This is a genomic window from Streptomyces sp. NRRL F-5123, assembly GCF_000721495.1.
GTDB lineage: Bacteria > Actinomycetota > Actinomycetes > Streptomycetales > Streptomycetaceae > Actinacidiphila.
In genome coordinates, this window is the sequence record NZ_JOHY01000024.1 from 71,762 (window position 1) to 92,767 (window position 21,006).

17 protein-coding genes and 2 pseudogenes are annotated in these 21,006 nt (G+C 72.2%); 14 read left to right on the plus strand and 5 right to left on the minus strand.

Going from position 1 to position 21,006, the window contains the following annotated elements; all coding sequences use genetic code 11:
• Positions 1-14 precede the first annotated feature (14 nt).
• Genes IH54_RS0120700 through nuoN form a run of 13 tightly spaced genes read left to right on the plus strand, consistent with a single transcriptional unit; the run spans position 15 to position 15,765 of the window.
• The gene (locus IH54_RS0120700) at positions 15-569 is read left to right on the plus strand and encodes a NuoB/complex I 20 kDa subunit family protein (RefSeq protein ID WP_031518862.1); all 555 of its coding nucleotides are present in this window, start codon (positions 15-17) and stop codon (positions 567-569) included.
• Positions 566-1,288, plus strand: coding sequence for an NADH-quinone oxidoreductase subunit C (locus IH54_RS0120705; RefSeq protein ID WP_031518864.1), 723 nt, complete (start codon positions 566-568; stop codon positions 1,286-1,288). Before IH54_RS0120700 ends, IH54_RS0120705 begins: the two co-directional genes overlap by 4 nt.
• Entirely contained in the window at positions 1,285-2,622 is a 1,338-nt protein-coding gene (locus IH54_RS0120710) for an NADH-quinone oxidoreductase subunit D (RefSeq protein ID WP_031518865.1), read from the plus strand. Before IH54_RS0120705 ends, IH54_RS0120710 begins: the two co-directional genes overlap by 4 nt.
• A complete protein-coding gene (nuoE, locus tag IH54_RS0120715) occupies positions 2,619-3,494 on the plus strand; it encodes an NADH-quinone oxidoreductase subunit NuoE (protein ID WP_031518866.1) in 876 nt (291 codons plus the stop codon). The genes IH54_RS0120710 and nuoE overlap by 4 nt, the downstream gene beginning before the upstream one ends.
• Positions 3,494-4,828 carry an NADH-quinone oxidoreductase subunit NuoF gene (nuoF, locus tag IH54_RS0120720; RefSeq protein WP_031518869.1) on the plus strand — a complete coding sequence of 445 codons (1,335 nt, stop codon included), beginning with the start codon at positions 3,494-3,496 and terminating at the stop codon, positions 4,826-4,828. The genes nuoE and nuoF overlap by 1 nt, the downstream gene beginning before the upstream one ends.
• Positions 4,825-7,320, plus strand: coding sequence for an NADH-quinone oxidoreductase subunit G (locus IH54_RS0120725; protein WP_031518871.1), 2,496 nt, complete (start codon positions 4,825-4,827; stop codon positions 7,318-7,320). Before nuoF ends, IH54_RS0120725 begins: the two co-directional genes overlap by 4 nt.
• Positions 7,317-8,690: an NADH-quinone oxidoreductase subunit NuoH gene (gene nuoH, locus IH54_RS0120730; RefSeq protein WP_031518874.1), complete on the plus strand. Its 1,374-nt coding sequence runs from the start codon at positions 7,317-7,319 to the stop codon at positions 8,688-8,690. The genes IH54_RS0120725 and nuoH overlap by 4 nt, the downstream gene beginning before the upstream one ends.
• A complete protein-coding gene (gene nuoI, locus IH54_RS0120735; protein WP_031518876.1) occupies positions 8,683-9,324 on the plus strand; it encodes an NADH-quinone oxidoreductase subunit NuoI in 642 nt (213 codons plus the stop codon). The genes nuoH and nuoI overlap by 8 nt, the downstream gene beginning before the upstream one ends.
• Positions 9,321-10,250, plus strand: a complete 930-nt coding sequence (locus tag IH54_RS0120740) for an NADH-quinone oxidoreductase subunit J (protein ID WP_052397688.1) — start codon at positions 9,321-9,323, stop codon at positions 10,248-10,250. The genes nuoI and IH54_RS0120740 overlap by 4 nt, the downstream gene beginning before the upstream one ends.
• Positions 10,247-10,546, plus strand: a complete 300-nt coding sequence (gene nuoK, locus IH54_RS0120745; protein WP_031518880.1) for an NADH-quinone oxidoreductase subunit NuoK — start codon at positions 10,247-10,249, stop codon at positions 10,544-10,546. The genes IH54_RS0120740 and nuoK overlap by 4 nt, the downstream gene beginning before the upstream one ends.
• A gap of 13 nt (positions 10,547-10,559) precedes the next feature.
• The gene (nuoL, locus tag IH54_RS0120750) at positions 10,560-12,521 is read left to right on the plus strand and encodes an NADH-quinone oxidoreductase subunit L (protein ID WP_031518883.1); all 1,962 of its coding nucleotides are present in this window, start codon (positions 10,560-10,562) and stop codon (positions 12,519-12,521) included.
• Positions 12,522-12,523: 2 nt separating this feature from the next.
• Positions 12,524-14,113: an NADH-quinone oxidoreductase subunit M gene (locus IH54_RS0120755; protein WP_031518885.1), complete on the plus strand. Its 1,590-nt coding sequence runs from the start codon at positions 12,524-12,526 to the stop codon at positions 14,111-14,113.
• Complete coding sequence (gene nuoN / locus IH54_RS0120760) at positions 14,110-15,765, plus strand: NADH-quinone oxidoreductase subunit NuoN (protein WP_031518887.1); 1,656 nt, start codon at positions 14,110-14,112, stop codon at positions 15,763-15,765. The genes IH54_RS0120755 and nuoN overlap by 4 nt, the downstream gene beginning before the upstream one ends.
• Positions 15,766-15,835: 70 nt before the next feature.
• On the opposite strand, the gene IH54_RS0120765 is transcribed toward nuoN, so the two are convergent.
• Positions 15,836-18,115 (minus strand): tetratricopeptide repeat protein, encoded by a 2,280-nt coding sequence (locus IH54_RS0120765; RefSeq protein ID WP_052397689.1) that lies wholly within the window; start codon positions 18,113-18,115, stop codon positions 15,836-15,838.
• Between the two features lie 86 nt (positions 18,116-18,201).
• Positions 18,202-18,672, minus strand: a complete 471-nt coding sequence (locus IH54_RS0120770; RefSeq protein ID WP_159011968.1) for a hypothetical protein — start codon at positions 18,670-18,672, stop codon at positions 18,202-18,204.
• Positions 18,673-18,901: 229 nt separating this feature from the next.
• Between IH54_RS0120770 and IH54_RS46240 the strand changes: the two are divergent.
• A pseudogene (locus IH54_RS46240) lies at positions 18,902-19,571 on the plus strand (AraC family transcriptional regulator); the annotation flags it as partial.
• A 25-nt stretch (positions 19,572-19,596) separates the two neighbouring features.
• Here IH54_RS46240 and IH54_RS40050 read toward each other — a convergent pair.
• The 3 genes and pseudogenes from IH54_RS40050 to IH54_RS48120 form a co-directional block, all read right to left on the minus strand.
• The gene (locus tag IH54_RS40050) at positions 19,597-20,064 is read right to left on the minus strand and encodes a hypothetical protein (RefSeq protein ID WP_052397690.1); all 468 of its coding nucleotides are present in this window, start codon (positions 20,062-20,064) and stop codon (positions 19,597-19,599) included.
• Between the two features lie 107 nt (positions 20,065-20,171).
• Positions 20,172-20,579, minus strand: a complete 408-nt coding sequence (locus tag IH54_RS0120785; protein ID WP_031518902.1) for a hypothetical protein — start codon at positions 20,577-20,579, stop codon at positions 20,172-20,174.
• 85 nt (positions 20,580-20,664) lie between these two features.
• Positions 20,665-20,913: pseudogene (locus IH54_RS48120) on the minus strand (DinB family protein); the annotation flags it as partial.
• Between the last annotated feature and the right edge of the window lie 93 nt (positions 20,914-21,006).

Here is a 21,006-nt window from a genome sequence, read left to right on the forward strand (position 1 = left end):
AGGGGAGCCAACCCATGGGTATCGAAGAGAAACTGCCGAGCGGATTCCTGCTCACGACGGTGGAGCAGGCGGCCGGCTGGGTACGCAAGGCGTCGGTCTTCCCGGCCACCTTCGGCCTGGCCTGCTGCGCCATCGAGATGATGACCACCGGCGCGGGCCGCTACGACATGGCCCGCTTCGGCATGGAGGTCTTCCGCGGCTCGCCGCGGCAGGCCGACCTGATGATCGTCGCGGGCCGGGTGAGCCAGAAGATGGCGCCGGTGCTGCGGCAGGTCTACGACCAGATGCCGAACCCCAAGTGGGTCATCTCGATGGGCGTGTGCGCCTCCAGCGGCGGGATGTTCAACAACTACGCGATCGTGCAGGGCGTCGACCACGTCGTGCCGGTCGACATCTACCTGCCCGGCTGCCCGCCGCGCCCCGAGATGCTGCTCGACGCGATCCTCAAGCTGCACGAGAAGATCCAGGGCTCCAAGCTCGGCGTGAACCGCGAGGAGGCGGCCCGCGAGGCCGAGGAGGCCGCCCGCACGGCGCTCCCCATTATCGAGATGAAGGGGCTCCTGCGATGAGCGACGCCAGCAGCGGGGCCGCGGTCCCCGCCCCCCGCGAGCAGCAGCCCGGCGAGGTCATCGGGGTGCGCCGCGGCATGTTCGGCGCCAACAACGGCGGCGACACCTCCGGTTACGGCGGCCTGGTCCGCACCGTCCGGCTGCCCGGCGCGAGCACGCGCCCGTACGGCGGCAAGGACGGGGTCTTCGACGAGATCGCCGACGAGCTGGAAGGCGCGCTGGAGGAGACGGGGCTGCCGCCGGCCGACGCGATCGAGAAGGTCGTCGTCGACCGCGGCGAGATGACGCTGCACATCGCCCGCGAGCACCTGGTCCGGGTCGCGCAGACGCTGCGCGACGACCCGGCGCTGCGCTTCGAGCTGTGCACGGGCGTCAGCGGCGTGCACTACCCCAGCGACGAGGGCCGCGAGCTGCACGCCGTCTACCACCTGCGGTCGATCACCCACGGGCGGCTGATCCGCGTCGAGGTGAGCGTGGCCGACGCCGACCCGCACATCCCCTCGCTCGTCGGCGTCTACCCGACGAACGACTGGCACGAGCGCGAGACGTACGACTTCTTCGGCATCGTCTTCGACGGCCACCCCGCGCTCACCCGGATCATGATGCCGGACGACTGGCCCGGCCACCCGCAGCGCAAGGACTACCCGCTCGGCGGCATCCCCGTCGAGTACAAGGGCGCATCGATTCCGGCTCCCGACCAGCGGAGGTCGTACTCATGACGAACGGATACGCGTCCCCCCAGCAGGCGGAGGAGCGGGAGACCACCGAGGGCCGGGTCTTCACCGTCACCGGTGGCGACTGGGACGAGCTGGCCGAGCAGGTCACCGGCACCGACGACGAGCGCATCATCGTCAACATGGGCCCGCAGCACCCGTCGACCCACGGCGTGCTGCGGCTGATCCTGGAGATCGACGGCGAGACCGTCACCGAGGCGCGCTCCGGCATCGGCTACCTGCACACCGGCATCGAGAAGAACATGGAGTACCGGACCTGGGTCCAGGGCTCCACGTTCGTCACGCGCATGGACTACCTGACGCCGCTGTTCAACGAGACGGCCTACTGCCTCGCCGTCGAGAAGCTGCTCGGCATCGAGGACCAGGTCCCGGACCGCGCCACGGTCCTGCGGGTGCTGCTCATGGAGCTCAACCGGATCTCCTCCCACCTGGTGTGCATCGCCACCGGCGGCATGGAGCTGGGCGCCACCACGATCATGATCTACGGCTTCCGCGACCGCGAGATGATCCTGGACATCCTGGAGCTGATCACCGGCCTGCGGATGAACCACGCGTACGTCCGCGTCGGCGGCCTCGCGCAGGACCTGCCGCCCGGCGCGGTGGACCAGATCCGCGAGTTCGTGAAGAAGTTCCGGAAGAACCTGCCGGAGTACGACAAGCTCGCGACCGGCAACCCGATCTTCAAGGGCCGCATGCAGGACGTCGGCTACCTCGACCTCACCGGCTGCATGGCGCTCGGCGCGACCGGCCCGATCGTGCGCGCCGCGGGCCTGCCGCACGACCTGCGCAAGTCCGACCCGTACTGCGGCTACGAGAACTACGACTTCGAGATCCCGACGGCCGACTCCTGCGACTCCTACGGGCGCTTCGTCGTCCGGCTCGCGGAGATGCACGAGAGCCTGAAGATCGTCGAGCAGTGCCTGGACCGGCTCGCGCCCGGCCCGGTCATGGTCGAGGACAAGAAGATCGCCTGGCCGGCGCAGCTCGCGCTCGGGCCGGACGGAATGGGCAACAGCCTCGACCACATCAAGAAGATCATGGGCACCTCCATGGAGGCCCTGATCCACCACTTCAAGCTGGTCACCGAAGGCTTCCGGGTGCCGCCGGGGCAGGCCTACGCGGCGGTCGAGTCCGCGAAGGGCGAGTTGGGCGTGCACGCGGTCAGCGACGGCGGGACGCGCCCCTACCGGGTGCACTTCCGCGACCCGTCGTTCACCAACCTGCAGTCCATGGCGGCGATGTGCGAGGGCGGCCAGGTGGCCGACGTCATCGTCGCCGTAGCGTCCATCGACCCCGTGATGGGAGGCGTCGACCGATGACCGACGTGTCACTGGGCATCCCCGAGATGCCCGCGCCCGACTACCCGGCCGACGTGCGCGCCCGGCTGGAGAGCGACGCGAAGGAGGTGATCGCCCGCTACCCCGGCTCGCGCAGCGCGCTGCTGCCGCTGCTGCACCTCGTGCAGTCCGAGGACGGCCATGTGACGCGCACCGGCATCCGCTTCTGCGCCGAGATGCTGAACCTGACGACGGCCGAGGTCACCGCGGTCTCGACCTTCTACACCATGTACCGCCGCAAGCCGAGCGGCGACTACCAGGTGGGCGTCTGCACCAACACGCTGTGCGCGGTCATGGGCGGCGACGCGATCTTCGACGAGCTCAAGCAGCACCTCGGCGTCGGCAACGACGAGACCACCGCCGACGGCAAGGTCACGCTGGAGCACATCGAGTGCAACGCGGCCTGCGACTTCGCGCCCGTGGTGATGGTGAACTGGGAGTTCTTCGACAACCAGACGCCCGAGTCCGCCAAGGCGCTGGTCGACGACCTGATCGCCGGGCGCGAGGTGCGGCCCACCCGCGGGGCGCCGATCTGCACGTACAAGGAGACCGCGCGGATCCTGGCCGGCTTCCCCGACCAGCGCGAGGGCGCGGTCGAGGCGAGCGGCGGCGCCGGCCACGCGTCGCTCGCGGGTCTGCGGCTGCACCGCGGCGAGGCCCCGGCGCACACCGTGCCGCAGCAGGCCGAGCCGCACCGCACCGAGAGCGGCGCCTTCGACACGCCGACCTCGCCCTCGCCGGCCGCGCACCCCAGCTCGCACGACGCCCCGCAGCAGTCCGCGGTCTCCGACCCGGACAACCCGGCCGGACCGGCGGGCGGAGCCACCGAATCGACCCGCGGGGAGGGCGAGTGATGACCGTGGAATCGGCCGAGAAGCTGCTCGCGCCCGTCCTGTCGGCCTTCTGGGACGACCCGAGGTCATGGACGCTGGACACCTACCGCCGGCACGACGGCTACCAGGGCCTGGCCAAGGCCCTCGCGATGCCGCAGGACGACGTCATCGCCTACGTCAAGGACTCGGGCCTGCGCGGCCGCGGCGGCGCGGGCTTCCCCACCGGCATGAAGTGGCAGTTCATCCCGCAGGGCGACGGCAAGCCGCACTACCTCGTCGTCAACGCCGACGAGTCGGAGCCGGGCACCTGCAAGGACATCCCGCTGCTCTTCGCCAACCCGCACTCCCTCATCGAGGGCATGATCATCGCGTGCTACGCGATCCGCTCGCATCACGCCTTCATCTACCTCCGCGGTGAGACCGTTCCCGTCCTGCGCCGGCTGCACGAAGCCGTCCGCGAGGCCTACGCGGCCGGCTACCTGGGCAGCAACATCCTCGGCAGCGGCTTCGACCTCGACCTCACCGTGCACGCCGGCGCCGGCGCGTACATCTGCGGTGAGGAGACCGCGCTGCTGGACTCGCTGGAGGGCCGCCGCGGCCAGCCGAGGCTGCGCCCGCCCTTCCCCGCCGTCGAGGGGCTCTACGCCTGCCCCACTGTGGTGAACAACGTCGAATCCATCGCGTCGGTTCCCGCGATCATGCTGCGCGGCAAGGAGTGGTTCCGCTCGATGGGCAGCGAGAAGTCCCCGGGCTTCACCCTCTACTCGCTGTCCGGCCACGTCGCCCGCCCCGGGCAGTACGAGGCCCCGCTCGGCATCACGCTGCGGCAGCTGCTGGAGATGGGCGGCGGTATGCGGCCCGGCCACCGGCTGAAGTTCTGGACACCGGGCGGCTCGTCCACCCCGATGTTCACCGAGGAGCACCTCGACGTGCCGCTCGACTACGAGGGCGTGGGCGCCGCCGGGTCGATGCTCGGCACCAAGGCGCTCCAGTGCTTCGACGAGACCACGTGCGTGGTGCGCGCGGTCACCCGCTGGACCGAGTTCTACGCCCACGAGTCGTGCGGCAAGTGCACGCCCTGCCGCGAAGGCACGTACTGGCTCGTCCAGTTGCTGCGCGACATCGAGGCCGGGAAGGGCTCGCCCGGCGACCTGGACAAGCTGAACGACATCGCCGACAACATCAACGGCAAGTCCTTCTGCGCGCTCGGCGACGGCGCCGCGGCCCCGATCTTCTCCTCGCTCAAGTACTTCCGCGCGGAGTACGAGGAGCACATCGAGCGCAAGGGCTGCCCCTTCGACCCGGCCCGCTCCACCGCCTGGGCCGACAAGTACCGTACGGAGGCCCACGCGTGACCGTCACCACAAGCAGTGCGTCCTCCGGCGCGGGGCAGCCCGCGGTGCCGCCGGAGGACCTGGTCTCGCTGACCGTCGACGGCATCCCGGTGTCGGTGCCCAAGGGCACCCTGGTCATCCGGGCCGCGGAGATGGTCGGCGTCGAGATCCCGCGCTTCTGCGACCACCCCCTGCTGGACCCGGTCGGGGCCTGCCGGCAGTGCATCGTGGAGATCGAGGGGCAGCGCAAGCCCGTCGCGTCCTGCACGATCACCTGCACCGACGGCATGGTGGTGACCACCCAGCTCACCTCCCCGGTCGCCGAGAAGGCGCAGCGCGGCGTGATGGAGCTGCTGCTCATCAACCACCCGCTGGACTGCCCGGTGTGCGACAAGGGCGGCGAGTGCCCGCTGCAGAACCAGTCGATGAGCCACGGCGACTCCGACTCGCGCTTCGACGGCAGGAAGCGCACGTACGAGAAGCCGGTCCCGATCTCGGCGCAGGTGCTGCTGGACCGCGAGCGCTGCGTGCTGTGCGCGCGCTGCACGCGCTTCAGCAACCAGGTCGCGGGCGACCCGATGATCGAACTGCTGGAGCGCGGGGCGCTGCAGCAGGTCGGCATCGGCGCGGGCGACCCCTTCGAGTCGTACTTCTCCGGCAACACCATCCAGATCTGCCCGGTGGGCGCGCTGACGTCGGCCGCGTACCGCTTCCGGTCGCGGCCGTTCGACCTGGTGTCGTCGCCGTCGGTGTGCGAGCACTGCGCGGGCGGCTGCGCCACCCGTACCGACCACCGGCGCGGCAAGGTGCTGCGGCGCCTGGCCTCGAACGACCCGGAGGTCAACGAGGAGTGGCTGTGCGACAAGGGCCGCTTCGGCTTCCGCTACGCGCAGCGGCCCGAGCGGCTGACCCACCCGCTGGTGCGCGGCGCCGACGGTGAACTCGCCCCCGCCTCCTGGCCGGAGGCGCTCGCCGCCGCCGCTGCCGGGCTCGGCGCGGCGCACGGCCGGGCGGCGGTGCTGCCGGGCGGCCGGCTCACGGTCGAGGACGCGTACGCGTACGCCAAGTTCGCCCGGGTCGTGCTCGGCACCAACGACGTGGACTTCCGGGCCCGCCCGCACTCCGCCGAGGAGGCCTACTTCCTGGCCTCGGCGGTCGCCGGACGCGGCCTCGACCTGGACGCGACGGGAGTCACCAACCGCGCGCTGGAGGCGGCCCCCGCTGTCCTGCTCGCCGGACTGGAGTCGGAGGAGGAGGCCCCCGGCGTCTTCCTGCGGCTGCGCAAGGCCCACCGCAAGCGCAAGCAGCAGGCGTACGCGCTCGCCACCCACGCCACCCGCGGCCTGGAGAAGGCCGGCGGCATCCTGCTGCCCGCCGCCCCCGGCACCGAACCGGAGTGGATGGACGCGCTCGCCGGCGGTGTCGGCCTCGACGAGGCCGGGCGGCAGGCGGCCGACGCGCTCCGCAAGGAGGGCGCGGTCATCCTGGTCGGCGAGCGGCTCGCGACCGTGCCCGGCGGCTACACCGCCGTCATCCGGCTCGCCGCCGCGACCGGCGCGGCCCTGGCGTGGATCCCGCGCCGGGCGGGCGAGCGCGGCGCGGTCGAGGCGGGCGCGCTGCCCGGGCTGCTGCCCGGCGGCCGCCCGGTGAGCGACCCGCGGGCCCGTGACGAGGTCGCCCGGGTGTGGGGCCTGCCGACTCTGTCCGGCCGCTACGGCCGTGACACCGGCGAGATCCTCCGGGCCACCGCGAGCGGCGAGCTGGCCGCGCTGGTCGTCGGCGGCGTCGAGCTCGCCGATCTGCCCGACCCGGCGGCCGCCCGCGCGGCGCTGGACGCGGCCGGCTTCGTGGTGAGCCTGGAGCAGCGGCCGAGCGAGGTCACCGAGCGCGCCGACGTGGTGCTGCCGGTGGCCGCGGTCGCCGAGAAGTCCGGCACCTTCCTCAACTGGGAGGGCAGGGCGCGGATGTTCGAGACCGCGATCAAGCCCGACCAGGCCACCGCGCGCCACCAGCTCCCCGACGCCCGGGTGCTGACGATGCTCGCCGACCGGATGGACGTGGCCCTCGGCCTGCCGGACGTGAGGTCCGCGCGCATCGAGCTGGACCGGCTCGCCGGATGGTCGGGCCCGTATGCGCCCGCGCCGCTGGACTCCTCGGTGCCGCTGCCCCGCCCCGAGCAGGGCCAGGCGGTGCTCGCCGGGCACCGGCTGCTGCTCGACCAGGGCCGCCTCCAGGACGGCGACGACGCGCTCGCCGCCACCCGGCACGCCGCGGTGGCCCGGCTGTCCGCCGCGACCGCCGCCGAACTGGACGTGGCCGCAGGCGACTTGCTGACCGTGACGGGACCCGCGGGGGCGACCACGCTGCCGCTGGCCGTCACCCCGATGCCCGACCGCGTGGTCTGGCTGCCGCTCAACTCGACGGGCTCCGGCGTCGCTTCCGACGTGGGCGCCCTCCCCGGACAGGTCGTCGCGATCGCCGCCGCCGCGCAGGGCCAGGAGGTCACGTCATGAGCAGCCAACTGGCCGCCACCGCCGAGAACCTGTCGTTCTTCGGCAACGACGTGTGGTGGCTGATCCTCCTCAAGGCGGTCTTCTGCTTCGCCTTCGCGATGCTGACCGTGCTGTTCTCCATCGTGTGGGAGCGCAAGGTCGTCGCGTGGATGCAGCTGCGCATCGGCCCCAACCGGCACGGCCCCTGGGGCATGCTCCAGTCGCTCGCCGACGGTGTGAAGCTCATGCTCAAGGAGGACATCACCGTCAAGCGGGCCGACAAGGTGGTGTTCATCCTCGCGCCGATCGTGGCGGCGATCCCCGCGTTCATGTCCTTCGCGGTGATCCCGTTCGGCCCGGCCGACAACGAGGTCTCCATCTTCGGCCAGCGCACCGCGCTGCAGCTCACCGACCTGCCGATCGGCATCCTCTACATCCTGGCCACGGCCTCGGTCGGCATCTACGGCATCGTGCTCGCCGGCTGGTCGTCCGGCTCGACCTACCCGCTGCTCGGCGGTCTGCGCGCGTCGGCCCAGATGATCTCCTACGAGATCGCGATGGGCCTGTCCTTCGCGGCGGTCTTCCTCTACTCCGGGTCGATGTCGACGTCGACGATCGTCACCGCCCAGCACGACCGCTGGTACGTGGCGCTGCTGCCGGTGTCCTTCCTGGTCTACATCTGCACGATGATCGGCGAGACCAACCGGGCCCCGTTCGACATGCCCGAGTCCGAGGGCGACCTCGTCGGCGGCTTCAACACCGAGTACAGCTCGATCAAGTTCGCGCTGTTCATGCTCGCCGAGTACGTCAACATGGTGACGGTCTCCGCGGTCGCCACGACCCTCTTCCTCGGCGGCTGGCGCGCGCCCTACCCGATCACCACCTTCTGGGAGGGCGCCAACCACGGCTGGTGGCCCATGCTGTGGTTCGTCGTCAAGGTGCAGTTGCTGCTCTTCTTCTTCATCTGGCTGCGCGGCACGCTCCCCCGGGTGCGCTACGACCAGCTGATGAAGATCGGCTGGAAGATCCTCATCCCGGTCTCCATGGTGTGGCTGATGCTCGTCGCCGCGGTCCGCGCGATGCGCAACGAGGACTACAGCTCCACGAAGATCGTGCTGTACGTCGGCGGCGCCGTCCTTGTGCTGCTGCTGGTCTCGCTGCTCGCCGACCTCTTCCGCGAGCGCGAGGAGCAGAGCAAACCGGCCGAGGGCGGGCTGCTGGCCCCGCCGGAGCGGTTCGACCCGATGGCCGGCGGCTACCCCGTACCGCCGCTGCCCGGACAGCAGGTGCAGCGGGTGCCGCGCAGGCCCAGCCGCGCGGAGCCCCAACTCGTCGGAGCATCCGGTCAGGACGCCCCGGAGCAGGAGAAGCAGGAGGACGGCGATGCCTGAGTTCCTCGGCCCGGTCGCAGGCTTCGGCGTGACCTTCAAGGCCATGTTCAAGAAGCGGCTGACCGAGCAGTACCCGGAGTACAAGAAGCCCACGGCGCCCCGCTTCCACGGCCGCCACCAGCTCAACCGGCATCCGGACGGGCTGGAGAAGTGCGTCGGCTGCGAGCTGTGCGCGTGGGCCTGCCCGGCGGACGCGATCTACGTGGAGGGCGCGGACAACACCGACGAGGAGCGCTACTCGCCCGGCGAGCGCTACGGCCGCGTCTACCAGATCAACTACGCCCGCTGCATCCTGTGCGGGCTGTGCATCGAGGCGTGCCCGACCCGCGCGCTGACGATGACCAACGAGTACGAACTCGCCGACAGCACCCGCGAGTCGCTGATCTTCACCAAGGAGCAGCTGCTCTCCGGCCTCACCGAGGGCATGGTCGAGTCGCCGCACGCGATCTTCCCCGGCATGGACGAGGGCGACTACTACCGTGGCCTGGTCACCGAGGCGGCGCCCGGCACCGAGCGGCAGGTCGCGGTCTCCAAGGGCGAGAAGCCCGACGAGAGCGTGGCCGACGTGCGGGACGCCGAGGTCGCCCCGGCCCCCGGCGGCGCGGCCCCGGCGGGAACGGGGGTCGAGGCATGAGCGCCGCCTCCCACGCCGCGGCCACGCTGACGCTCGCCGCGGACACCGCGTCGAGGACGTCCACCGGCGAGGCCGTGCAGTTCTGGATCCTGGGCACGGTCGCCGTGCTCGGGGCCCTGGCCACCGTGCTGATGAAGAAGTCGATCCACAGCGCCCTGTCGCTGGCCGGCACGATGATCGTGCTCGCCGTCTTCTACCTGGCGCAGGGCGCGTACTTCCTCGGCATCGTGCAGATCGTCGTCTACACCGGCGCGATCATGATGCTCTTCCTCTTCGTCGTCATGCTCGTCGGCATCACCGCGGCCGACTCGCTGAAGGAGACGCTCAAGGGCCAGCGCTGGATGGCCGCGCTGTGCGGGATCGGTTTCGGCATCCTGCTCATCGCCGGCATCTCCAACGCATCCCTCGACACGTTCGAGGGCACGGGCGCGGCGAGCGCCGCGGACGGCGGCAACGTCCAGGGCCTCGCGCACCTGCTCTTCTCCCAGTACGTGTGGGCCTTCGAGCTCACCGGCGCGCTGCTCATCACCGCGGCGGTCGGCGCGATGGTGCTCACCCACCGCGAGCGTACCGAGGAGCGCCGCACCCAGCGGGAGCTGGCCGAGGCCCGCTTCCGCGAGGGCGGCCACGTCACCCCGCTGCCGGCGCCCGGCACGTACGCCCGGCACAACGCGGTCGACATCCCGGCGCTGCTGCCGGACGGCTCGATCTCCGAGCTGTCGGTCAGCGCGACGCTGCGCGAACGCGGCCAGATCCGCGACGTGTCCGGCGACGCGATGGAGCGGCTGGCCGGTCTCGACCAGAGCGCGACCCGCTGGCTGGAGCGCGAGGTCGATCTGCCGTCCCGGCCCGCGGTCACCTCGGGCGCGAAGGCCAACGGCAGTGACGGGGCGGACAACGACCAGGCCGAGGAGGGTGCCAAGTGAATCCGGCCAACTACCTGTACCTGGCCGCGCTGCTGTTCACCATCGGCGCCGCCGGGGTCCTGATCCGGCGCAACGCGATCGTGGTCTTCATGTGCGTGGAGCTGATGCTGAACGCCTGCAACCTGGCGTTCGTCACCTTCTCCCGGCTGCACGGCAACCTCGACGGGCAGGTCATCGCCTTCTTCACGATGGTGGTCGCCGCGGCCGAGGTCGTGGTGGGGCTCGCGATCATCGTGTCGATCTTCCGTTCGCGCCACTCGGCCTCGGTCGACGACGCCAATCTGATGAAGCTGTAGAGGGGCTGCGACAGTGGAAACCCTGATCGGACTGCTCGTCGCGGCGCCGCTGCTCGGCGCGGGCGTGCTGCTGACCGGAGGCCGGCGGCTGGACCGCACCGGCCACCTGCTCGGCACGCTGCTCGCCCTGCTGTCCTTCGTCCTCGGTGCGGTCCTGTTCGTCAACATGCTGGGCAAGAGCGCGGACGACCGCGCCCTGCACTCCCACCTGTTCACCTGGGTGCCGGTCGACGGCTTCCAGGCCGACGTCGGCTTCCAGCTCGACCAGCTGTCGATGACGTTCGTGCTGCTGATCACCGGCGTGGGCACGCTCATCCACGTCTACTCGATCGGCTACATGGCGCACGACGAGCGCCGCCGCCGCTTCTTCGGCTACCTCAACCTCTTCCTCGCGGCGATGCTGCTGCTGGTCGTCGCCGACAACTACTTCCTGCTGTACGCGGGTTGGGAGGGCGTGGGCCTCGCCTCGTACCTGCTGATCGGCTTCTGGCAGCACAAGCCGAGCGCGGCGACAGCGGCGAAGAAGGCCTTCATCGTCAACCGTGTCGGCGACATCGGCCTGTCCGTCGCGATCATGCTGATGTTCACCACCTTCGGGTCGTTCGCCTTCAACGAGGTGCTGCCCCAGGCGCAGCAGGCGTCGGCCACCCAGCACGCCACGATCACCGGCATCGGCTTCATGCTGCTGCTCGCCGCGTGCGGCAAATCGGCGCAGGTGCCCCTGCAGTCCTGGCTCGGCGACGCGATGGAGGGCCCGACCCCGGTCTCGGCCCTCATCCACGCCGCGACCATGGTGACCGCGGGCGTCTACCTCATCACCCGCTCCGGCGCGATCTTCAACGCCGCGCCCGACGCGCAGACCGCGGTGGTCACCGTCGGCGCGGTCACGCTGCTGTTCGGTGCGATCGTCGGTTGCGCGAAGGACGACATCAAGAAGGCGCTCGCCGGATCGACGATGTCGCAGATCGGCTACATGATCATGGCCGCGGGCCTCGGCCCGATCGGCTACGTCTTCGCGATCATGCACCTGGTCACGCACGGCTTCTTCAAGGCCGGCCTCTTCCTGGGCGCGGGCTCGGTCATGCACGGCATGAACGACGAGGTCGACATGCGGCGCTACGGCGGGCTGCGCAGGTACATGCCGATCACCTTCGTGACCTTCGGCCTCGGCTACCTCGCGATCATCGGCTTCCCCGGCCTGTCCGGCTTCTTCTCCAAGGACAAGATCATCGAGGCGGCCTACGCCAAGGGCGGCACCGAGGGCTGGATCCTGGGCAGCGCGGCCCTGCTGGGCGCGGCGATCACCGCGTTCTACATGACACGCGTGATGCTCATGACCTTCTTCGGCGAGAAGCGGTGGGCCGCTGACGCGGCCGAGGCGGAGAGCGCGGGCCCCGCGGCCCTCGCCGGCTCGCCCGGTGGCAGCGGCTCGCTCGCCGTGCAGCATCCCCACGAGTCCCCGTCGTCCATGACGATTCCCATGATCGTCCTGGCGTTCGGGTCGGTCTTCGCCGGTGCGGTCTTCAGCATCAACGACCGCTTCCTGAAGTGGCTGGAGCCGGTCACCGGCCACAGCGAGGGCGACTCGCCGCTCAGCGCGGGCACCGTCACCGCCTGCACCATGGTGTGCCTGGTCGTGGGCGTCGGCATCGCCTGGCTCATGTACGGGCGGCGGCCCGTACCCGTCGTCGCCCCGCGCGGCAGCCTCCTCACCCGGGCGGCCCGCCGCGACCTGCTCCAGGACGACTTCAACCACGTCGTGCTGGTCCGCGGCGGCGAGCACCTCACCCGCTCGCTCGTCTACCTCGACCACTCGCTGGTCGACGGCGTCGTCAACGGCACCGCCGCCTCCGTCGGCGGCCTGTCGGGGCGGCTCCGCAAGCTGCAGAACGGCTACGTGCGCTCGTACGCCGTCTCGATGCTCGGCGGCACCGCGGTGCTGGTGGCCGCGACTCTTCTCATGAGGGCGGTCTGACGATGTCCTTCCCACTCCTGACCGTGACCGCCGTGGTCCCCGCGGCCGGTGCCGTGGTCACCGCGGCGGTGCCGGCGGCGCGGAAGACCGCCGCCAAGTACACGGCGGTCCTCTTCGCGCTCGCGACGCTGGTCCTCGCGGCCGTCGTCCTGGTCCGCTTCGACCCGGACGGCGCCCGCTACCAGCTGACCGAGTCGCACGCCTGGATCAAGGACTTCGGGCTCCGCTACGACCTCGGTGTCGACGGCATCGGGGCGGTGATGGTGGCGCTCACCGCGCTGCTCATCCCGTTCGTGATGCTCGCCGGCTGGCACGACGCCGACCCCATGGAGGAGACCAGCAGCCGCTGGCGGCCCACACAGGGCTTCTTCGCGCTGATCCTGCTGGTCGAGGCCATGGTGGTGCTGTCCTTCGAGGCCACCGACGTCTTCCTCTTCTACATCTTCTTCGAAGCCATGCTCATCCCGATGTACTTCCTCATCGGCGGCTTCGGCGACCGGGCGCACGCGGCCGGCGAGGAGGAGGCGGCCCGCCAGCGCTCGTACGCGGCCGTGAAGTTCCTGCTCTACAACCTCGCGGGCGGCCTGATCATGCTCGCCGCGGTGATCGGCCTCTACACCGTCACCGCACACCAGCTCGGCACCGGCACCTTCTCCCTCCCGGAGATCCTCCAGGCCCGCGCCGACGGCAAGCTCGACATCGCGACCTCCACCGAACGCTGGCTCTTCCTGGGCTTCTTCTTCGCGTTCGCGGTCAAGGCCCCGCTGTGGCCGCTGCACACCTGGCTGCCCAACGCGATGGGCGAGTCCACCGCGCCGGTCGCCGTCCTCATCACCGCGGTCGTCGACAAGGTCGGCACCTTCGCGATGCTGCGCTTCTGCCTCCAGCTCTTCCCGGAGGCGTCCAAGTGGGCCACGCCGGTGATCCTGGTGCTCGCGCTCGTCAGCATCGTCTACGGCGCGCTGCTCGCCGTCGGCCAGCGCGACATCAAGCGGCTGATCGCGTACGCGTCCGTGTCGCACTTCGGCTTCATCATCCTGGGCATCTTCGCGATGACCAGCCAGGGCCAGTCCGGCGCGACGCTCTACATGGTCAACCACGGTATTTCCACCGCCGCGTTGATGCTCGTCGCGGGCTTCCTCATCACCCGGCGCGGCTCGCGCCTCATCGCCGACTTCGGCGGGGTGCAGAAGGTCGCCCCGGTGCTCGCCGGCACCTTCCTGATCGGCGGCCTCGCCACCCTGTCGCTGCCGGGGCTCGCGCCCTTCGTGAGCGAATTCCTGGTGCTGGTCGGCACGTTCGCCCGCTACCCGGCGATCGGCATCGTCGCCACCCTCGGCATCGTGCTCGCCGCGCTGTACGTGCTGGTGCTCTACCAGCGCACGATGACCGGCCCGGTCAAGGCCGGCATCGAGGGCATGTCCGACCTCAAGGCACGTGAACTGCTGGTGGTCACACCGCTGATCGCGCTGCTGCTCTTCCTCGGCGTCTACCCGAAGCCGGTCACCGACATCGTCAACCCGTCGGTGCACCACACGCTCTCCGACGTGCACAAGACCGACCCCAAGCCCGCGCTGGAGGCGAAGAAGTGAGCGCAAGTGCCACGGGCCCCGCTGTCCACAGCCTGTGGACGGCGGCGGCATCCACCGACAAGTTCCCCTCCCCGCACATCGAGTACGCCCAGCTCTCGCCGGTCCTGATCGTCTTCGGGGTCGCGGCGCTCGGCGTCCTGGTCGAGGCCTTCCTGCCGCGCCGCTCCCGCTACACCGCGCAGGTCGGCCTGGCCGCGGTGGGCCTGGCCGCCTCCTTCGCGGCGGTCGTGGCGCTCGCCGAGAAGGGCTACGGCACGACCAAGGCCCACATCGCGGCGATGGGCGCGGTCGCGGTGGACGGACCCGCGCTGTTCCTCCAGGGCACGATCCTGCTGGTCGGCCTGGTCGCCGTCTTCACCTTCGCCGAACGCCGCCTGGACCCCCGGGCGCACGGCAACCGCGTCGACTCCTTCGCCGCGCAGGGCTCCGCCGTGCCCGGCAGCGACCAGGAGAAGGCCGCCGTCCGGGCCGGGTTCACCAGCACGGAGGTCTTCCCGCTGCTGATGTTCGCGGTCGGCGGCATGCTCGTCTTCCCGGCCGCGAACGACCTGCTGACGCTCTTCGTCGCCCTCGAGGTCTTCTCGCTGCCGCTGTACATCCTGTGCGCGCTGGCCCGCCGCAACCGCCTGATGTCGCAGGAAGCCGCCGTCAAGTACTTCCTGCTGGGCGCCTTCTCGTCGGCCTTCTTCCTGTTCGGCATCGCGCTCCTCTACGGCTACTCCGGCACCGTCACCTACGGCGGCATCTCGTCCGTCGTCGACGGCACCGCCACCATGACCCCGGCGCTCGCGAACACCACCGGCAACGACGCGCTGCTGCTCATCGGCCTCGCGATGGTCGCCATGGGTCTGCTCTTCAAGGTCGGCGCGGTGCCCTTCCACATGTGGACCCCGGACGTCTACCAGGGCGCCCCGACCCCGGTGACCGGCTTCATGGCCTCGGCCACCAAGGTCGCCGCGTTCGGCGCGCTGCTCCGGCTGCTGTACGTCGTCCTGCCCGGTATGCGCTGGGACTGGCGCCCGGTCATGTGGGGCGTCGCGATCCTCACGATGCTCGCCGGCGCGGTCATCGCCGTGACCCAGACCGACGTCAAGCGCCTGCTGGCCTACTCGTCGATCGCCCACGCGGGCTTCATCCTCGCGGGCGTCATCGCGACCACCCCGAACGGGATCTCGTCGGTCCTCTTCTACCTCGCCGCCTACTCCTTCGTGACGCTGGGCGCCTTCGCCGTCGTCACCCTGGTCCGCGACGCGGGCGGCGAGGCCACCCACCTGTCCCGCTGGGCCGGCCTCGGCCGCCGCTCCCCCCTGGTCGCGGCGGTCTTCGCGGTCTTCCTCCTCGCCTTCGCCGGCATCCCCCTGACGTCCGGCTTCGCGGGGAAGTTCGCCGTCTTCAAGGCCGCGTCCGAGGGCGGCGCGATGCCGCTGGTCGTGGTCGGCGTGATCTCGTCGGCGATCGCGGCGTTCTTCTACATCCGCGTGATCGTGCTGATGTTCTTCAGCGAGCCGAAGCCGGACGGCCCGACGGTGGCCGTCCCTTCGCCACTGACGTCCACGGCGATCGCGCTCGGTGTGGCGGTGACGCTGGTGCTGGGGCTCGCGCCGCAGTACTTCCTCGACCTGGCCGACAAGGCCGGGGTGTTCGTGCGGTAGCCCTGCGGGCTGCTTCCGCGGCGGGGTGCGGGTCCTTCGGGGGCCGCGCCCCGTCGGCGTTTGCGGGGGATCAGGCGGAGGAGCTCGGGTCCTCGGCGGCGCGCTGCCGCCAGAAGGCGAGGTTCCCCCGGGCGGCGCGGGCGTGGGGGTGGTCGGGGCCGAGGGCGCGGGTGATGTCGTCGAGCAGGCCGGCGAAGCCGGCGGCGGCTCCCCGCGGGTCGCCCCCGGCCCCCAGCCAGAAGGCCGCGTGCCCCCGGACCAGGAGTGAGTCGGGGTGACCGGGGCCCAGGACGCGTCGTGTGTCCTCGGCCAGCCGGGCGTACGCGGCCGCGGCGGCTGCCGGGTTCCCCATCCTGCCGACCCGGTCGGCGATGTTGCCGAGGGCGGCCAGGGTGTGCGGGTGGTCGGGGCCCAGGACGCGTGTCATGTCGGCGAGCAGCTCGGTGTACGCGGCCACGGCTGCCGCGGCGTCCCCCGCCGCGCCCTGCCACCTGGCGAGGTTGCCGCGGGTGGTCAGCGCGGTGGGGTGGTCTGGCCCCAGCACCCGGATGACGTCCGGCAGCAGCCCGGCGTACCCGGTGGCCGCCGCGGTGACGTTCCCCGTCTCGCCCTGGAACCTGGCGAGGTTCCCGCGGGCGGCGAAGGTCTCCGGGTCGTCCGGCCCCAGCACCCTGGTGACGTCGGCGAGCAGCTCGGTGTACGCGGCCACGGCGGCCGCGGCGTCCCCCGCCTCGCCCAGACACCGGGCGAGGTGGCCGCGGGCGGTGAGGGTGTCCGGGTCGTCCGGCCCCAACGCCCGCGTCATGACCCGGAGCAGGTCCCGGTAACCGGCCGCAGCCCCGGCCGGGTCTCCCGCCTCGCGCTGGAAGTGGATGAGGTTGGACCGAGTGGCGAGGGTGCCGCGGTGGTCCGGGCCGAGCAGGCGGGTGACGTCGGCCAGCAGCCGCGCGGTGGATCTGGCAGCGGTGGTGACGTCACCCGCCGCGCCCTGCGTTTTTGCGAGGTTGTTGCGGGCCGCGAGGGTATCGACGTGGTCGGGCCCGAGGTACTCGGTGGCGGAGTCCACCATCACGCGGAGCCGCGCCGCGGCGGCGGCGACCTGGCCGGATTCGAGAAGGCTGTAACCGGCCAGGTAGAGCGCGGCATGCACTCCGGGCCGGTAGAGGCACCCCGTGTGCCGGGCGTACGCCTCCAGGGCGGCGGCGCAGCCGCGCAGGGTGCGGGCGAAGGCCGTGTCGCGTTCGAACCGGGGCCACACGTCGACGAGCGCGTCGCCGGCCGCGCGGGCCGCTCGGCCGAAGCGTCCGGCCGGGAGCGCGTCGCGGGTCGCGCGCTGCACGAGCTGGTGCAGGCGGATCGCCGGGTGCTCCGCGGCGTCCCCCGGCTCCGGTGCCTGCACGAGGCTCAGGCGGTGCAGCGCGCGCAGGGCGCCGGACGCCTCCGCCGGGGTGACGTCGGCCCGGTCGGTGCGGGCTGCGAGGTAGGCGCGGGCGGGCCCGCTCGTCAGGACCTCGACCGGGATGCCGTGGGCGTCCAGGAAGGCGGCGAGCTCCAGCATCGGGCGGGCGAGCCCGGCGGGGCGGAGGCGGTCGGCGTACTCCACCGACAGCTCCCAGGCGGCGGCCGTCGTGCGGGTCTGCCCGTCGGGGAGCACGTCCGGGCTCAACTCGTCCAGCCGCGCGGTCCGTTCGGCCAGCAGCGCGCGGTACGCGGCCACGGGCAGCCCGGCGTCCACGACGTAGGCAGTGGCCTGCGAGAGGGCGAGCGGGAGGTGACCCAGGTCGGAGGCCAGCCCGGCGAGTTCGGTGTCCGGCTCGGTGATGTCGTGCGCCGCGAGCGCGGCGGCCAGGTACGCGGTGGCCTCGTCGGGCGTGAAGACGCCGACGTCGATACGGCGGCGGCCCGCGCCCGTCAGGGCGGCATCGCGGCGGCGGGTCGTCACGACGGTCCGGCCGTACGGGGCGGCGGGCGGCCAGAGCCCGGTGAGGTCCGCGGGGTCGGCGAGGTCGTCCAGGACGACGAGCCAGCGCCGCCCTTCGGACTGGAGCCACGACAGGAAGCGCTCAGCGGCACGGTCCGGATGGCCGGGGTCCGCCCCGCACACCTCCGCGGCGGCCTCGGCGAAGGTCGCGACGACCGCGCTGCGGCTGTCCGCGTTGACCCACACCAGCAGGTCCACCTCGCCCGCGGTCCACACCTCGTGGGCGTACTCCGCGGCGAGCTGCGTCTTCCCGACTCCGCCCAGGCCGGAAAGCACCTGGCACAGCACGGCGGTATCCCCGCCGTCGACCGCGGCCCGCAGCCGCGCCCGCTCGGTCCGGTCCTGGAAGGCCCCGGCCCGCGCGGGCACAAGCCCGAACTGCCGCGGGGAGGCGGCGTCGTGCCCGCCGGCCCCACCATGTGTCGTCCCCTTGACGACGCGTGCGCCGGGCTCGCTCAGGGGGTTGTCGGCGAGCCCGGCGGGGGAGGGTTTCCAACGGTGACGTCACCCGCTCTCAGGGCGGCAACGGAGCCCGGGCCCTCCACGTGGACGGTGACGTTGCCGACGATGGCGATGCCGTCGCCGGATGCGACGGCGGAACCGCGGTACTCCGCCAGGGCCGCGGCCACCGCCTCCTTGAGGGCCTGGGCGAAGGCGGCGTCGTGGCCGACCGCACTCTCCAGGGCTGCTTCCAGGGATCGGCCTGCCTGCGGGGAGGGTTCGGCGGTGCCCGAGGCGGCCTCCTCCTCGACGGCCGTCAACGCCGGCTCTCCGCTGAGGCGCTCCTCCACGAGTCGGCGAAGTTGCTCCAGACGCGCGTCGATTGCCGCGTCCATCTCCGCGCCGCGCCTGTCCTTCCTCCTCGGGAAGGTCCTGCGTGCCGACCACGCGTGCAGCAACGCCACCACCACGTCGGCTCCTGCCACCCCTGCCCCCTCCCGCGCCCGCCGTTCCCGCCCGAGGTGAACCGTAGCGCCGTACTGCGGCCCGCCGCGCCCGAAACGTCCGACCCGGCTCCGTGGGCTACCGCGTCCGGTGGGCGGCCCACCCTCCGAGGGCGAACGCGCCGCGCGCGCGGCGGACTTCCACCGCCCCCGCTCAGGCGAAGTGGGCGGGGATGAGCAATTCGTGCGTGTCCGCGACCCGTTCGAGGATGCGGCGGCGGGCCTCCACGCGGCCCGGGGCACCGAAGAGGTGCAGATGCTGTGCGGGAAGTACCGGCTCGACCGCAGCCGGACGCACCCGCTCGTGGCCGAGCTTCCGCACGTCGTGCACCTCCCGCACAAGGTCGGCGGACATCCGGCGCTCCGCCGCGATCGACCTGCTGGGGCGGGAGCCGGGGGAGCGGCAGCCGGGCGGCCGTCGCGGTGCCGAGCCTGCTCGACCTGCTGCTCGTGTACATGATCCGCGCGTGGCCGGCCGAGGACACGAAGGGCCTCCGGCCCGCGGTGCTCGGCGACCCGGTGGCGGCCGCGGCCCTGTGTGCGCTGCACCCGGACCCGGCCGCCGTGTGGAGCAACGACCGGCTCGCCGCCGAGGTCGGGGCGTCCCGCGCCGCCCTCGCGCGGCGGTTCACCGGACTGGTGGGCCGTCCCCCGATGGGCTACCTCCCATGGTGGCGCCTCACCCTCGCCGCCACCCTCCTCCGCGACACCGCCGACCCGCTGGCCGCGGTCGCCCGCCGGGTCGGTTACGGCACCCCGTACGCCCTCTCGCACGCGTTCAGCCGCGCGTTCAGCCGCGCTTCCGTACGACGCCGGGGCGTTACCGGGCGGCTGTTCCGGCCTCCCCGTCCCCGGCCGACGCCGGGCCCGCGGTCGGGTGACCCCGGGCACGGCGGCCAGGACCGGTCAGCGGGCGGTCGGAGGGGTTGCCGGGGGAGGGGTTCCGATGGTCACGTCGCCCATCGTCAGCGCGGCCACCGAGCCCGCGCCCTCCGCGCGGATCGTGACGTCGCCGCCGACCGCGACGCCGTTGCCGGACGCGGTGACGGACGTGCCCTGCGCCGCCTTCGCGGCGGACACCGCCTCCTCCAGGGCCTGGGCGAAGGCGGGGTCGCGCTCGGCCTCGTCCTCCAGGGCCAGTTGGAGGCGCTGGCGGGTGCGCGGGGACAACTCGGCCGCGCCGGAGGCCGCTTCCTCCTCCACGCGGGCCAACGTGCCGTCGCCGTCCAGGCGTTCCGTCACGATCTGGTGGACGCGCTCCATCCCCGCGTCCACCGCCCGGTCCACGATCCCGTCGGCCGTGCCCGCCGCCCGGCGGGCCTTGCGGACCGCCCACGCGAACACGTACCCGACCGCCAGCTCCACCCCGAACATCCAGCTTCCTCCAACGCCCGCTGCTCCGCCCTTCGTCGAACCGTAGCGCCGTACGGCGGCCCGCCGCGCCCGAAACGCGCCCGCTCCCTCAACGACCCGTTCGCCGGTCAGACGCCGGTGCGGCGCAGCCACCACGGGAGATCGGGCGCGGCGAAGGGGTCGTTGAGGGAGCGGCGCAGGGCGCGTTCGTCCAACGGGGCGAGGGCGGCGGCCAGTTCGCGCCGCGCGCGGGTGTGCAGGGTGTGGAGCGCGGCTTCCAGCAGGCTGCGGACGTGGCCGGTCCCCGTGCCGGACCAGCCGTACGGGACGGGGTCGTGCGTCCGCGGGCCGGTGCGGTTCCAGCGGCGGAAGGCGTGGGCGACCTCGCCAGGCGGGAGGCCGCGGCTGCGTTCGAAGGCCGCTATCTGCCGGTTCGCCGCCGCCGACAGGCCGCGGATGACGGGAGTCCGCCCGTGGCACCGCCTGACGTGCAGCGGCAGTTGCGCCCTGATCTGGCCCGGAGACAGGCGAGCCATGAACACTTCCTGGTGGAAGGGGGTGGGTGGCACCGATCCTGGGACCGGCCCGCGCGGGAGGTCAAGCGCCTCGCGGCCGCCGCCGTCAGCCGCGCCCCGCGTACAGGTCGCGCAGCAGCGCCGCCTCCGCGGTGTGGTGGATCAGCTCGTCGGCGATGTGGAGGGCGAAGGAGCGCCGGGTGGCCCCGCCGAAGGGCCCGGCGGCCGGGCCGATCGGCGCGGCGAGGGCCTCCTCGGTGAGGGAGGCGAGCAGACCGCGCCAGTGGGCGTAGGCGTCGTCGGCGTACCGGAGCGCGGCCGCGGCGTCCGGGGCCCCGGCGGGGTCCGGGCCGGGAGCGGGGGCTTCCGTGGGGGACGGTGCGGGGGCTGTCTCTTATACACATCTCCGAGCCCACGAGACAGGCAGAAATCTCGTATGCCGTCTTCT